13 protein-coding genes are annotated in these 13,609 nt (G+C 40.0%); 6 read left to right on the plus strand and 7 right to left on the minus strand.

Features of this window, described 5'->3' with window-relative positions:
- The first annotated feature begins 10 nt into the window (after nucleotides 1-10).
- The 5 genes from ACLWNV_RS08180 to ACLWNV_RS08200 are packed head-to-tail and all read left to right on the plus strand — an operon-like array spanning nucleotide 11 to nucleotide 4,902.
- The gene (locus ACLWNV_RS08180; RefSeq protein ID WP_413587441.1) at nucleotides 11-739 is read left to right on the plus strand and encodes a glycosyltransferase family 2 protein; all 729 of its coding nucleotides are present in this window, start codon (nucleotides 11-13) and stop codon (nucleotides 737-739) included.
- Nucleotides 729-2,177, plus strand: a complete 1,449-nt coding sequence (locus tag ACLWNV_RS08185; RefSeq protein WP_413587442.1) for a hypothetical protein — start codon at nucleotides 729-731, stop codon at nucleotides 2,175-2,177. Before ACLWNV_RS08180 ends, ACLWNV_RS08185 begins: the two co-directional genes overlap by 11 nt.
- Nucleotides 2,164-3,252, plus strand: coding sequence for a WavE lipopolysaccharide synthesis family protein (locus ACLWNV_RS08190; protein ID WP_413587443.1), 1,089 nt, complete (start codon nucleotides 2,164-2,166; stop codon nucleotides 3,250-3,252). Before ACLWNV_RS08185 ends, ACLWNV_RS08190 begins: the two co-directional genes overlap by 14 nt.
- Complete coding sequence (locus tag ACLWNV_RS08195) at nucleotides 3,233-3,805, plus strand: acyltransferase (protein ID WP_413587444.1); 573 nt, start codon at nucleotides 3,233-3,235, stop codon at nucleotides 3,803-3,805. Before ACLWNV_RS08190 ends, ACLWNV_RS08195 begins: the two co-directional genes overlap by 20 nt.
- Nucleotides 3,806-3,810: 5 nt before the next feature.
- A complete protein-coding gene (locus ACLWNV_RS08200) occupies nucleotides 3,811-4,902 on the plus strand; it encodes a glycoside hydrolase family 99-like domain-containing protein (RefSeq protein WP_413587445.1) in 1,092 nt (363 codons plus the stop codon).
- On the opposite strand, the gene ACLWNV_RS08205 is transcribed toward ACLWNV_RS08200, so the two are convergent.
- Together ACLWNV_RS08205 and ACLWNV_RS08210 are read right to left on the minus strand one after the other, a co-directional pair.
- On the minus strand, nucleotides 4,892-5,944 hold the full coding sequence (locus ACLWNV_RS08205) for a glycosyltransferase (protein ID WP_413587446.1): 1,053 nt from the start codon (nucleotides 5,942-5,944) through the stop codon (nucleotides 4,892-4,894). The two genes, ACLWNV_RS08200 and ACLWNV_RS08205, sit on opposite strands and share 11 nt — an antisense overlap.
- Nucleotides 5,935-6,906, minus strand: a complete 972-nt coding sequence (locus ACLWNV_RS08210) for a glycosyltransferase family 2 protein (RefSeq protein ID WP_413587447.1) — start codon at nucleotides 6,904-6,906, stop codon at nucleotides 5,935-5,937. The genes ACLWNV_RS08205 and ACLWNV_RS08210 overlap by 10 nt, the downstream gene beginning before the upstream one ends.
- A gap of 145 nt (nucleotides 6,907-7,051) precedes the next feature.
- On the opposite strand from ACLWNV_RS08210, the gene ACLWNV_RS08215 reads away from it, so the two are divergent.
- On the plus strand, nucleotides 7,052-8,038 hold the full coding sequence (locus ACLWNV_RS08215) for a hypothetical protein (protein WP_413587448.1): 987 nt from the start codon (nucleotides 7,052-7,054) through the stop codon (nucleotides 8,036-8,038).
- Here ACLWNV_RS08215 and ACLWNV_RS08220 read toward each other — a convergent pair.
- The 5 genes from ACLWNV_RS08220 to ACLWNV_RS08240 form a co-directional block, all read right to left on the minus strand.
- Nucleotides 8,015-9,268, minus strand: coding sequence for a flippase (locus tag ACLWNV_RS08220; RefSeq protein WP_413587449.1), 1,254 nt, complete (start codon nucleotides 9,266-9,268; stop codon nucleotides 8,015-8,017). The genes ACLWNV_RS08215 and ACLWNV_RS08220 overlap by 24 nt on opposite strands.
- Entirely contained in the window at nucleotides 9,268-10,071 is an 804-nt protein-coding gene (locus ACLWNV_RS08225) for a glycosyltransferase family 2 protein (RefSeq protein WP_413587450.1), read from the minus strand. Before ACLWNV_RS08225 ends, ACLWNV_RS08220 begins: the two co-directional genes overlap by 1 nt.
- The gene (locus ACLWNV_RS08230) at nucleotides 10,064-11,143 is read right to left on the minus strand and encodes a glycosyltransferase family 4 protein (RefSeq protein WP_413587451.1); all 1,080 of its coding nucleotides are present in this window, start codon (nucleotides 11,141-11,143) and stop codon (nucleotides 10,064-10,066) included. The genes ACLWNV_RS08225 and ACLWNV_RS08230 overlap by 8 nt, the downstream gene beginning before the upstream one ends.
- A 79-nt stretch (nucleotides 11,144-11,222) precedes the next feature.
- Complete coding sequence (locus ACLWNV_RS08235) at nucleotides 11,223-12,041, minus strand: 2OG-Fe(II) oxygenase (RefSeq protein ID WP_413587452.1); 819 nt, start codon at nucleotides 12,039-12,041, stop codon at nucleotides 11,223-11,225.
- A 99-nt stretch (nucleotides 12,042-12,140) separates the two neighbouring features.
- Nucleotides 12,141-13,562 carry an ArnT family glycosyltransferase gene (locus tag ACLWNV_RS08240; protein ID WP_413587453.1) on the minus strand — a complete coding sequence of 474 codons (1,422 nt, stop codon included), beginning with the start codon at nucleotides 13,560-13,562 and terminating at the stop codon, nucleotides 12,141-12,143.
- Nucleotides 13,563-13,609: the final 47 nt, after the last annotated feature.

Raw genomic sequence — 13,609 nt, forward strand, 5'->3', positions numbered from 1 at the left:
AGTGATTCCAATGGCTGGCTTGAGTAAAAGATTCTCAGAAATGGGATATAAAACTCCAAAGTACATGCTAGAGTTGGCGGGGAAATCTCTTTTTTATCATTCTGTCATTAGCTTTAAAGAGTATTTTGATAACCAGAAGTTCGTATTCGTTTTCAGGGATATTCCTGGGATGAATGCCAGACAGTATATTACAGGTGAGTTGCAAGCGATGGGTATTAGTTCGTATGAGCTTGTTCAACTCGCACGCGAGACTAAAGGGCAGGCGGAAACAGTGAAGCTTGCCTTGGAATCTTCGATTGATAAGGGCGGCGATACAGATATTACAATTTTCAATATCGACACCTTTCGGCCAGGATTTAGCTTTCCGAAGTTTAAGAATTCCGTAGATGGTTATCTCGAGGTCTTTCGTGGATCCGGAGACAATTGGTCCTTCGTGAAATCTGCTGAAGGTACCAATCAAGTTATAGAAACTGCAGAAAAAAATCCAATCTCAAATTTATGTTCGACTGGTTTGTATTATTTCAAATCAGCGAAAGAATTTTTATGGGCTTATGAAGCTTACACGTCCTCCGGAAGATCAGTAAAAAATGAAATCTATGTGGCGCCACTTTACAATGAGCTAATTAGTCATGGTCGCGACATTCGGTATGACCTTATCGATCGCGATGACGTTATTTTCTGTGGTGTTCCTCAGGAATATGAGGACTTGAAGGTTAAGGCGCAGAAGAATGAATTTTAGACTTTCTATAGGATTCTCATTGTTGAGTCAGATTCTTCAATCGCTTTCAGCTGTTGTGGCCTCGGGATTGATTGTCAGAACACTTAGTGGTAATGAAATCGGGTTTTGGTTTGTTCTTTTGGCAGCGATGCCTTTTATTGGGTTGTTAGATCTGGGCCTGCCAGTAACGATAACTCGGGAGATTGGGTTTGCACTTGGTCAGGATGATTCAAAGAATAGAGTCGGAAAACTCGTCAAAACGCTTTTGATATTTAAGCTTTATATTTTCTTAGCCCTTCCTATCTGTGTGTTAGTGGAAAGGTGTTTTCTAGCCAATCATTCCTTTGTTGAAATTGTCACTTATTATCTCTTTGTTGGCGGATGTTTGCTCCGTGTTTACTGGAATTCCTGTTCTGCAATTTTGGTCGCAGTTGGACGAAATAACCATGACAAAGCAATTAAGGGGTTGGGTAGCATTGTTTATCTGGTTAGTATTTTCTTAATTCTTCGAAAAGGTGACAGCAGTGTCGATATTGCTATCGCGTGGTTGGTGCAGTCTATTTTTCTACTTGGTGCATCGATGTTCATGATTTTCAAGGCCGTCGCTTGCAATTCTGTTAGTTTTCAAAAAGAACAATTGCAAATTCTGCTAGCGCCATCAAAAGAGTATATTCTTAGTGCACTTCCTAGTTTGGGAATTTTCAATCTGTCTGTGTTTTTTGTTTCCCGATTTCTGGGGCCTACTGCTGTCGTTGAGCTTTCGTTGGTTCAGCAGATCAGTGCGGTGTTGATGTCCGTTTTAACAATTCCATCGTCGATTTCCTCCCCCATTTTGTCTTATTTGTTTAAATCTGATATTTCTAAGTTTAATGAGGTTTTGAAGCGAATCTATCGGTTTAGCTCGACAAGTACGGCATTCGCATTATTATTTCTGTTGGTGACGAAGCCAATTTGGGAAAAAATATGGTTGGGAGGTAAAGCACATATTGGCACCTCATTTATAGTCCTATACTTCGTGCTGATTTTCTTAGAAATTCAACAGGTAACACTCACAACAGGAATTATCGCCAGTGGTTTTGTACGTTTTTCGAAAGTTGCTATTTCTTCCGTAATCCTTATTGTTTTAATGTTTTATTTGTTGCTTCCGAAGGTTGGAATTATCGGTGTCCCGGTCGGGATCATGGTTGGACAATTATTGACTTGTTATTGGTTTAGTCCTTGGGTTTCTGTGGGTAGATTCAAATGGTCATTGCGAGCGTTATATCGCAGTCATTTGCTCCTGCTCTTGGTAGCGCCGGCAGCGATGCTAGTCTTCCTAATTAGCGGTCAGATTTCTTTACTGTCTTTGAGTTTTCTTGTTTCATTGGTGCTGTTTGCATTGATGTATTATTTTGCTATAAGGAGAGATCTTTTTAGCGATGACTTTAAAAGTCTGGGTGTTTTGAATGCCAAAATCTAGAATTTTTGAAAAGTTGATTTTCTTTGCCATTGTATTATTGAAAAGATTGGTCGGTGAGGTTTTTCTTTTTCGAATCGTGGATCGAATTGGTATCGTTTTTAATAGCCGGATTCAAGGACGATCATACTTTACTCACCACGAAAGACCACGTCTAGCAGGTGACGTGTTTTACGACGAGGTTTTGGCGATTAAAGATATTGGCATCGTAATCCAGGGACCAATTGATGGTATCCAAGAGATGGTTCTAGAAACTGTAGCGATTTATAGAAAAAGTGTTCCGGGTTGTAAAATAGTCCTGTCAACGTGGAGAAATGAAGTTGGTAAATTCAGGATCAATTTTGAAAATTTGAATGTTCATATTCTTGAAAATGACAAACCATCAATTTCCGGTGGGAATAATATTAATTTTCAAATTGTATCAACGATAAACGGTCTCCGAAAATTAGGGGAGCTGGGTGTAAAATACGCTTTCAAAACACGTACTGATCAGCGTTTTTATGCGCCAAATACGGTTCCATATTTTATGATTCTTTTAAAGCGATACCCATTGCTAAAACCTGGTCTTCAAAAAGAAAGAATTATAGAGTTAAGTTTGAATGTTCTTCGGTATCGACCTTATTCAATGTGTGACATGTTTCAATTCGGTCTTCTCGCTGATTTGATACTATTCTGGAATCAAGATCTCGATTCAAGATCATTTTCGGCAGCCCAGTATTCAAAGGAACCATATACCTTGCGGAAAATATCGGAAGACGATATTGCGGAAATCTACATTCATCGGAAATTCTTGAGAGGTATTGGAGTTTCCTCCGAAGTTGACTATGAAAGTTATTATACGGCTTTGAAAGAACACTTCATTATTGTCGACAAGGAAATGGTTGATTTGGTTTGGTTAAAATACTCGTCTCAGGAATATCGAATTGCCTATAATCCTATTTTTGACAAAGATCGTAAGTATGCTCGTTTTTCACAGAAAGACTGGGAAATTTTGCAGGAGTATGGAATCAGTATTTTTCAAATGAAAGATGAATGGTTAAACATCAGAGAGCACTCAAATGACATACTTGTTATTTAAATTCATTTCTCGTGTAAAAAACAGTCTGCGCACTCGCTGGTGGCGCTTTCGGTTGTCTAACTCTTCAATCGTGGTCAGCGATTGCTGCCGAATTGAAAACCTTACGAAGATACAATTTGGCGTTAATGTTTTTGTAGGGCGTTTTGCATGGATTGAATCCGTCATTGAGTATCAAGGTCAACAGTTTGATCCTCTTATCGAGATTGGTGACGAGGTTAGCATGAGTGAAGGTGTGCATATTGCGGCAGTTGATAGTGTTCGAATTGGTAACTATTGTTTGATTGCCAGTAAAGTACTCATTACTGATCATCATCATGGATTGCCGGAAAGCCGTAGTGAACTAATGGTGGCTCCTAAAAAGCGTGCGTTAGTGGGTAAGCCGGTTGTAATCGAAGATTATGTATTTTTGGGTGATGGCGTTGTTGTTATGCCAGGGATAAGAATCGGTAAAGGGGCAATTGTCGGTGCTAATTCGGTTGTTACATCGGATTTGCCGGCATTTTCGATTTCGGTCGGTGCTCCAGCAAAAGTAATAAAAAAATTTGATAGGTAGTAGTTATGACGAAGTCGAAGGTCCTTGCATTTTTTCTTCCTCAGTATCATGAAATCCCCGAAAATAATGAATGGTGGGGGGCAGGCTTTACAGAATGGACTAACGTTAAACGAGCTAAGAATCTCTTTACTGGGCACAGACAGCCAAGAGCACCTCTGAACGCAAATTACTACAATATCTTAGATGAAAGTACAATCGAGTGGCAAACCTCTTTGGCGAATCGTTACGGTATTGATGGCTTCGTATATTATCACTATTGGTTTAATGGTCGCAGGCTGTTGGAGAGACCGTTCGATAGTCTGTTGGAAAATCAAAGTATCAATCAAAGATTTGCCTTAGCGTGGGCTAACGAACCCTGGACTCGCGCATGGGATGGTGGTGATAAGCAAGTTTTGATGCCACAGGAGTATGGGGGAAAGGAAGAATGGCGGGCACATTTTGAGTACCTTGGAAAGGCCTTTCAGGATGTTCGATATATTTGTGTGGATAACAAGCCGATGTTTATTATTTATCGTCCTTCCAGTATTCCGAATCTAAGTGAAATGATTTCATTTTGGCGAGAACTTGCAACTGAAAAAGGTTTCGTTGGATTGCATGTAGTTGGAATGAACACCTATTTTGAGTCTAGTGTATCTGTTCCCTGTTTTGATGCAACCTTAGATTTTGAGCCAATGTTTACAATCAGCAGTGAACTTCCATTCTTGACGCGTTTCTTTCGAAAAAATATTACACGAATCAGAAAGGTATGGAATCGTATCCAAACTAAATCACAAATTGTTCAGGATTTGTTAGATTATGACGTCCTTTGGAAAAGGATTTTAATGAGGCCTATTTCTGAAAACAGATATCTGGGAGCTTTCGTGGATTGGGATAATACCCCTCGTAAAGGGACTAGAGGACTAGTTCTAACCGGTTTTTCTGTAAAAAAATTTTCTACTTATTTTAAAAAGCAGTATCAAAGATCATGCGAAGCTGATGTTCCATTTGTGTTTGTTAACGCCTGGAATGAGTGGGCAGAAGGCACTTACCTTGAACCGGATGAGGAGAATAAACTTGGCCTTCTGGAGGCCATCAAAAAGGCCCAATCTAACCAATAACCTGATCGATTTTTTTACCTAGTTCCGCCCAGCTCAATTCTTGTTTTTTATTTTTCAACGACTTGATCATTGATGCTCTTCTTTCTGTGTCTTGAATTAAGCCAGAAACAGCTTTTGAAATGCTTTCAGATAGGGGCTTAACGATGACAGCCTCTTCGGGGCTTACCTGTTCGGTAAGGCCGCCGACATCTGTGCAGATTATTGGACGGCATCCTGATATTGCCAGGGTTAATGCGCCAGACTGTGTTGCTTCTAAATAAGGAAAAATCATGATATCAGATGCATTTATTAGTTCGGCAATTTCAGTAGCGCTTAGCCATTTATTCAAAATTCGGAATTTAGGATTTGGTGGAAACGTAATTTCGTAATTGGCTTTTCCCGCGATGACGAGTTTTTCGTAAGAATCATCTGGGATGTCTTTCATAGCCTCTAGCAATAGTTCGATGCCTTTATATTTACTAATTTTGCCAATAAATAAAATGGTCGGTTTGGAGGTGACTATTTCCAAGGGAATCACATCGTTCACTTCAATAATTCCGTGAGGAACAAGATGGATTTTCTTACCATTTAGCAGTGATTTTGGAATTTCTGATATTACGTGATTTGATAGCACAATGATGTCCGTCGCAAGGAGAATATTCAGATTCATGAGGAATTGAGTAATCGGATTATAGTCGCCCAGATGCATTTTTCCATCGTGGACTGTTAGTACAACTTTCCCTCCTAGGAGCCGATATACGACCGCAAAAAAAACATTCCAATGATTGAAGTAGGGAAGGTATATTGTTCTTTGGTTCTTAATGATGCAAAAGAAAACCGCCGCTAGCAGCCAGTAGGGTAAGACAAAAATTGTTTTCCAAATGATATCCTTAGGGCTGGTGTAAGATCGTACTGAATGCGTACCACGTGTAAAATGATGCGAATATTTTTTGTACTTTGATTCTAATAGAATATGTTTCGCTGGATTTAGATTGGCAATTACAAAGGAAGAGTATTTTTCCATTCCTGAATCTGGACGGCCTATATCCAATATTAATGCCATTTGGAAAAGTCCTTTCGCCCGTATTTTGCGAAAATTCCATCCTTCATAGAAGCAAATAAATATTGGCTAGATGTGAAAGATTTGGTTTTTAAGGGCTCTATTGACAATAGAACTAATCGGGTGGTGAAAAATAAAAGATAAAATAAAACTCTCTGTGGAGCTGACATCCATTTTCTGACTATTAAAAAGCGATTTCTGTTCATATAGTAGCGGGCATTATTGTTCTTTTCTCCACCGGTACTGAACGAAACTTTGTGAGTCGCCTTTGCTAGTCGTGAGACTAAACAACAGAAGCCCAAATTTTTAGCGGCCAGACAAAGGTCAACGTCCTCGTAATAAAGGAAAAACCTTTCATCCATAAAGTAGCCATCTTTTTCTATTTTCATATTCAAAAAGCTTTTGTGAAACAAAAGAGAGCTGCCTTCAATGTAATCTGAGGTCCATGTGTCTAAATTATCGGGAGGCCGAAATGAGAAGTTAAACAACATATAAGGCCATTTTTTTCCTAAAAAAGTCACATGTTTATGCTTATGGTCATATACTACTGGGCCAACGAGGGCATTCTTATTTGTCCTTGAAATCTCCGTTAAGACATTAAGGTTTATTTCATCTATGTAGGCATCGTTATTCAGCAGAAAATAAAATTCGGTCGAGTAATTCTCTGCTGCGGAAATTGCTGAGTTAACCCCTCCAGAAAATCCTTTGTTATCTTCGTTTGCATGAAGAACGATTGTATTAAATGAGGGGAAACTGTATTCGTTTTCGTTATGGGTATTTGATATTCCCTTTAAATAACTATCTAGGTGTTTAAGTGAATCGTTAGGTGAACCATTTTCCACAACAACGATCAGAGTATTTTCAATTGTTTTTAGTAGTTCAGAAATAGCGTCCGCAGTTTGTTCCCAGTAGATCCAGTTGAGAATAATAATACATCGAGTGTATTCATGATTTTTGGGATACAATGAATTCTCCAAGTTTTAATATGTATGCCTTGCTTATTTCCATGAATGATAATTTGGATTTGTGCCGAAGGCAATTAAAGCATTACAATGGTATTTTATTTGAGGGCCATTGGTTTTGGCTTTTATTATTTTGAAGGTTTTTTAGATGTTTCAATTGAAGCCTGACTCGATAGTTTTTGTTCAATGCCATCCAAGAAACGCAACTGGGGGAACCGAGTTATTACACCAATTAGTGTATAAACTAAGACGGTGCAATATTGATGCCCGTATTTTCTACCACCCGTGGCTTCCAAGCCCAACGCCCGATAGATTTAGTGTTTATGATGTTCTAGTTGCAGATAAAGTCATAGACAGACCTGAAAATGTTTTAATTGCTCCTGAAATACGGACAGATTTGGTTTACAAGTATAAAAAGATTCAGAAATGCATCTGGTGGTTAAGTGTAGATAATTTCTTCGGCCATCACTATGTTAATAGCACGGGTCTGAAGCGTATTGTTAAAAGAATTCTATACGGCAAAATGAGATTCGATTTTAAGAATGGAATTGCAACTCATTTGGTTCAATCAGAGTATGCCAAGCAATTTTTACTGTCGAAAGGGATATTTAGCAAAGATATCCATCATCTGGGTGATTATCTTAGTTCCTCTTTTTTTAAAAAATCTCAGGGTAGTGATATTCCGCGTGAAAAGCTGGTTTTATATAATCCAGTCAAGGGATTTGCGACCACGAAAAAGTTGATGGAACTAGCGCCCGATATTAAATTTGTTGCGCTTGAGAAGCTTACTCCGGAGCAGGTTTCCAATTTATTGTCCAAAGGCATGGTTTATATTGATTTTGGCAATCATCCTGGCAAAGACCGATTTCCTCGGGAAGCGGCGATCAGTGGCGCCTGTATAATAGTAGGAATGAAGGGCTCTGCGAAATACTACGAGGATGTACCGATTCCGGCTGAATACAAGTTTCAGGATGAAGATGGCGTTGAAGCAAACATTATCAATAAAATCCGCGAATGCTTTGAACAATTTGAGGTAAAGACCAAAGACTTCGATCATTATAGAAATATTATTCGAGCGGAAGAAGAAAAATTTGAAAGCGATTTGAAGCTTCTATTCTTGAGCTCGCCCAAATAGGGCATGATTCTTTTTCTTAAGAAAAAGAATCATGCAAATAGTTACAAAGGTTTCTGTCAGCAATACCGAAATAGCGGCACCCTTGGCGGCTAGGTGTGTACAAAGTGGAAAAATCAACGCAATATTCAAAAAGCCGCTAGTAATTAAAATCCTGCTAAATTCTTTTTTATATCCGTGAGTAAGCATCGTCTGAATGCCAAGAATATTACTGAGCGAAGTTAAAAATGGAATTGGTGCAAATATTCTGATAACTAATGCGGCACCAGTGAACTTAGAACCCAACACTAGTTGTTCGATTAGTTCCGCAAAAACAAAAAGCATAATCGAAACAAATGCCGCAACTGATCCTTGAATTCGTAGTGCTTTTCTTAGCAGTGCAATGGCTTCATTATAGCTGGTTTGAAATAGTGAATTTATGCGTGGGTAAAGAGCCTGACTAAATGGTGTAAATGCAAAAGTTGCTGCATTTTTGATAGTATTTACCGCATTGAAAAGTCCAACTGCCGCAGGGCCGGAAATAAAACCTAGTATGACGGTTGTACTTACGGTGTAGAGGCTGATAGCCGCAGTAGAAGTAAAGACGTGCCATCCGTCTTTAAGTGAATCGATTATATCTCTTGGGGAAAATAGGATTCTTTTAATTGTTTTGTCTTTGTAAACTAAAAATAAACCCACGAGCCCAACAAGAAGACCGGCAGATCCCTGAAATGCGGCAGCAATGCTAAGATCCTGCGGTGACTTTACTAACATAAAAGTCAGCGGTATAATTGTCGCTCTCGAAATCAAAGATGAGATTGTAAGAGGGCGCATTTTTTCCATACCTTGGAAAAACCATGTTGGTGTAAGTGCGCTACCTACTACACCGATAAAGTAAAAAAACAGAACATCTGCAATTTCCCTGTATGTTTTTACGGCTAAAACCAACGTGCATAGAGCCATGAAACTGATTATTGCTAAGGCAATTTTGGCAAAAAAGGTCGACCAGAATATTCTTTCGACCTCAGTGTGGCTTTTGCTGTTTTGAGCAATTGCCTTTGAGGTGCTTAAATTGAATCCGTAGTCGGTAAGTAAGGTAAAATACTGAATTGTTGCTTGTGCAAATGCCAATGTACCGAATCCCGTTGGGCCTAATACCCTAACCAGATACGGAAAGGTAATTAGAGGAAGTAGGTGAGTGCTTCCCTGAACTATAAATAAGTAAAATGTGTTTAACTTTAAGCTACTCTTCATTACTTTGGGCTAGGAGTTCGGTTACGAAGTTTGGAGCCAAATCCCCATTTGCAATAAAACGCTATCGCAGACCGGAGATGGATTAGGAGTAAATTCATCCTTTTGTGGCTGGCGCGCTCCCAATTGTGCGAAATCTTAACTTCAGGAACTACGATGCTTTTTCCCATATTGAATGATCGTAAAGATAAGTCATAGTCTTCGAAATAAAGGAAAAAGCGTTCGTCGAAGCCCCCCAGCTCCCGATAATGATCTGCTTTAAAGAGCATAAAGCATCCACTGATAACCGGAATCTGTACGGGATGGTTTGGCAACGGGAAGAAGGGGTTTTCGACCTCTTTTGAAAGGGCCAACGAATGGAACTTTCTTCCCAAAAGAATTCTTAGATACTTCCAGAAGGTCGGTGCCGGTTTGTGAACTGCATGAGGCTTTCCATCCAGACCATAAATACTACCTGAAGCCATTCCAAAATGTGGATGCTCATCTAAATAGTTAATAAGACGGCCTATTGAATCCGGAGGTATTTCGAGGTCGGGATTCAATATCGCAAAATATTGGCAGTATCCTTTTACGTGATTAAATACGGCATTGTGACCAGTGCCATAACCCAAATTGCCGGGTGATTTTAAATAAGAAACTTTATCGCCAAAAATCTTAAGTTTGTCGCTAGTCGTGTCAGTTGGTGAGTTATCCCAAACTACAACACTTGCTTCCGGCCAGGAAGCAAGAAATGAGCGAATAGTAGTCTGTAGAAGTGGCCATGAAGGGTTGAAGGTTACTACAGATCCAACGACGGCTTTAGACATTGAGGGTTCCAGACAGATTTTGTTTTTTACGTCTGATTAAAATGACTGCTAAATTAACAAATGAAACTATGACGATCAATACGATCAAAAGCTCCATCGAGCGAAGTTCCTTAAGAAATAGTGATAAGACAATAAGTGCTATTGCCATCACATATAGAAATAATGTCGTTGCGGTTGTCGATAACTTCAAATCGATCAACATATGATGGATATGGTTACGATCTGCTTTGAACGGGCTTCTTTTTTTGATTATTCTCTGAAAGAACACTCGACTCATGTCAAACAAAGGAATCATTACGGCGGCAACAGCTACGCCAGGTGCGGCTTTAATGTAGTATGGAGATTGTTCAATTCCAGGTAGGCGATTATTCTCTATAAATTTAATCACCAAAATGGAAATAACAAAGCCAATCAACATTGATCCGGTGTCGCCCATGAAGATTTTGGCCTTGTGGATGTTGAAAAATAAAAAGCCTAGGAGGGCGCCGGCCAATGAAAATGAAAGAATGCTTAGTGCTTGCGAGTTTGTTAATGCGAACCAACTGCCAAAGAACATGGAGGCAATAAATCCTAATCCACCGGCTAGGCCGTCTACGCCATCAATCAGATTAAAAGCATTTATTAACGCAACGATCAGGATAAATGTAAGAGCCATTCCAACAACAGGAGAGATGTCAGTAATTCCTAACATCCCCCAAAGGTTCGTTAATCGCATAGTTCCGAAAACAGTTAAAAGCGCAGCAGCAATAAACTGAATCATGAGTTTTTTTACCGCAGGCATATTAAGAATATCATCTTTGATGCCGGTAAAAAACAATAGAAGGAATGCAGGAACCATAAACTTAATATCGTAATTGGCGCCGATATAATCGATCATCGCTGAGAATGAAATTACCGTTCCAGCAAAGATTGCTACTCCGCCTAGCGTTGGCGTTCTATGGGAATGAAATTTACGGTCCGAGTCAGGCTCATCCATCAAGTGTTTTGCATCAGCGACCCGGATGATGATAGGAATCGCGAATGCCGAAATAGCCAGGGCAAGAATGAAAGGCCAAACTGTAATTAGAAGCATGCAAGCGAGTTTATTTACTAATTATGCCAAGTTCAATTAAAAATACCCTCTCACAGTATAGCCGAGAGAGGTTTAACATCTAGCGTTTATAAAAGTGGGATAGCTTCCCAATTCCTTTGGGGAAGAGTTTGCGAATCATTGTTCTTAACATACCATCACCTTGAAGAATTACATCAGCAACCGGCTGCTCTGGACGGCCTCGGAATGTGGTGACGTGAAATGAATCTGTCTGTTTAAGGGGCTCGTTTGAAAAATAGTAGTTCGAAACGCAACAACGATTTCGACTTACCTTGATTGGGCTTACAGAATGCCATGACTTATTGTGAGTTGCCATTACAACGAGGCGGTTAAATTTACTTACGAATGTTGTCTGAGGTTGTTTCATACCGCCGGGCCAAATTTCCAAATTGCCACCGAAGTCATGTTCCCAATCGGGATTGACGTAATAAAGAATGTTTAAAACTCTCCAGCGATCACGGTCTTTGTCATGGGAATTGTCGATGTGAGGGTTTAAGTACCCCTCTTGAGTCATCAATGAAATGCCGCCGGCATACAAATGCTCGTCGGGAACAAGTTTTTTGATACTGCAGATTTCGCCGACCACTTTAACCACTCGTGGATCTTGGAATGCGAAAAGAGCCTCTTCCAAGAGCGGGTCATATTTATCCATTTGAGCAGCTATATACTTGGACTCACGCAAAGTTTTTTTGTGAGTCATTTGTTCTGGAGCAGGGAATTTTGAATAGATCAATTGGGCGACATCATTTGGTAAAACGTCGTCCAAAAAGAATGCGCCAATTTTATCAGAAGATGTGTCGTACTGCTGCTTAAGACTTTCTTTGTTAGCCTCTAGCTTTTGTAGAATCAGTTCAGCGATTTTGTTGCGATTCATTTCCATAAAGACTCCAGGAAAAATATTCTTCGAAAGACTATTATTGAGTCGTCGACGCGTCAAACTTGCAAGAGGTCGACGCCCTGCGCGCGGTTCAAGAATGAATCAGTGTGCGTCCAATTCCGCAGGAATCTCCTGAACATTTATTTCTTTGCCGCTTTCATTCGCAGAAATCCAAAATACAGCCTGCCCAGGAGTTACGGTAGTGCGCTGATCCAAATTTTTCCAATAAATTGCATTCGGACTATACCATCTCAAATTCCAGTACATCTGCTCCTGCCAAGGGCTGTTCGGATCGATAACCACAACCTTGCTTGGATCGTTCCCCAAAATCTTACCAACCCGTTGAGTCTCAGCCCAAATGTCTTTCTTATTGTACGGAGTCGTCCAAAAATAAATAGCGCCTGCAAGACCTGCCACAAAAATAAACAGAGTGAGGCCTTTAGCCCACACTAATGCCTTGGCGCGAGTGGCTTCGGTCCAAGAAGTCCATAGGTAAACTAAGCCTTGGGCAAGCCCAATAGAGCCAAAAATATAAATACCAGTGTAATGCTGGGATGAGTCTTTCTTGATCAAAGAAAAAGCACAGATCGTCATAATCAAATAGACCCAATAGTAAATCCAAACCTTAGGCAGTGATCTGTTTTGCTTAAAGTAAAACCCATGAATAAGTGCAGTCGGGATCAGCCAACCGCCGTACATTTCAAACAACGATTTCAGGAAGGCGAAATCGACAACAGAAGACGAGAAGTTCTGTTTTGCAAAGAAACGATTTGCGAACTGATACTGGTAATATCCCTCGAACCAATGAATATTGAAAGCTCTGTCCCAAGTAAACCAAAGAGCAAAAACCGTAAGAACACCGCTAAAAATAATCAAACTCTTCGCTAAATTTTTAAGCAATCCACGAAGGCTTTCGTGAATGGAATCGCCAATCAAAGGCAATAACAGTAGAGCTGCCAGGTGAGCCATCATCTCTGTGCCTTTGGTCATAAAGGCTAATCCCAGTATGATACCGGCCCAGTAGTGGCTTTGATATTTAAGTAGAACAAATACTGCGGACAAAGCCAAAAACTGCACCATTGGATCCAAAGAAGGTTGGCGCGTTTGCAGTTCATAGCCGCCAGTTAAACCCAGTAGCAAGATCGAAATCATTCCTGCCCAAAACACGGGATTTTGATCGCTTGAGCCTTTTGGAGTCAAATAGTTGGGGAAAGAAGCTTTGCAGGTCTTTACCATTAGGAAGAATGTAAAACCCGCCATAAAAAAATTAGGCAGTTTCACTGTTAAATCGGAAATGCCCAAAACCTTGGTGAATAAAGAGGCATAATAGAAAAACAAATAAGGGTGATCGAAAAATGGAACTCCGTTTGCACGATGCAATACGAGGCTAGGCTCGAGCGTAAACTGCTTAATAATTAGCGCATAAAAAGCCCCGTCCCCATGAATAGGGCACCAGAAGACTTGATGCGTGATCACCAAAAAGGCAATGCCGATGATGATCCAAAACCATTTGGAATATTTCATGGCGAAAGTAAATACGGCTCCCATGAAAAATGCAAGGAAGTGTTCCT

Origin of the sequence: Bdellovibrio sp. HCB274, from assembly GCF_047306075.1 — a bacterium.
GTDB lineage: Bacteria > Bdellovibrionota > Bdellovibrionia > Bdellovibrionales > Bdellovibrionaceae > Bdellovibrio.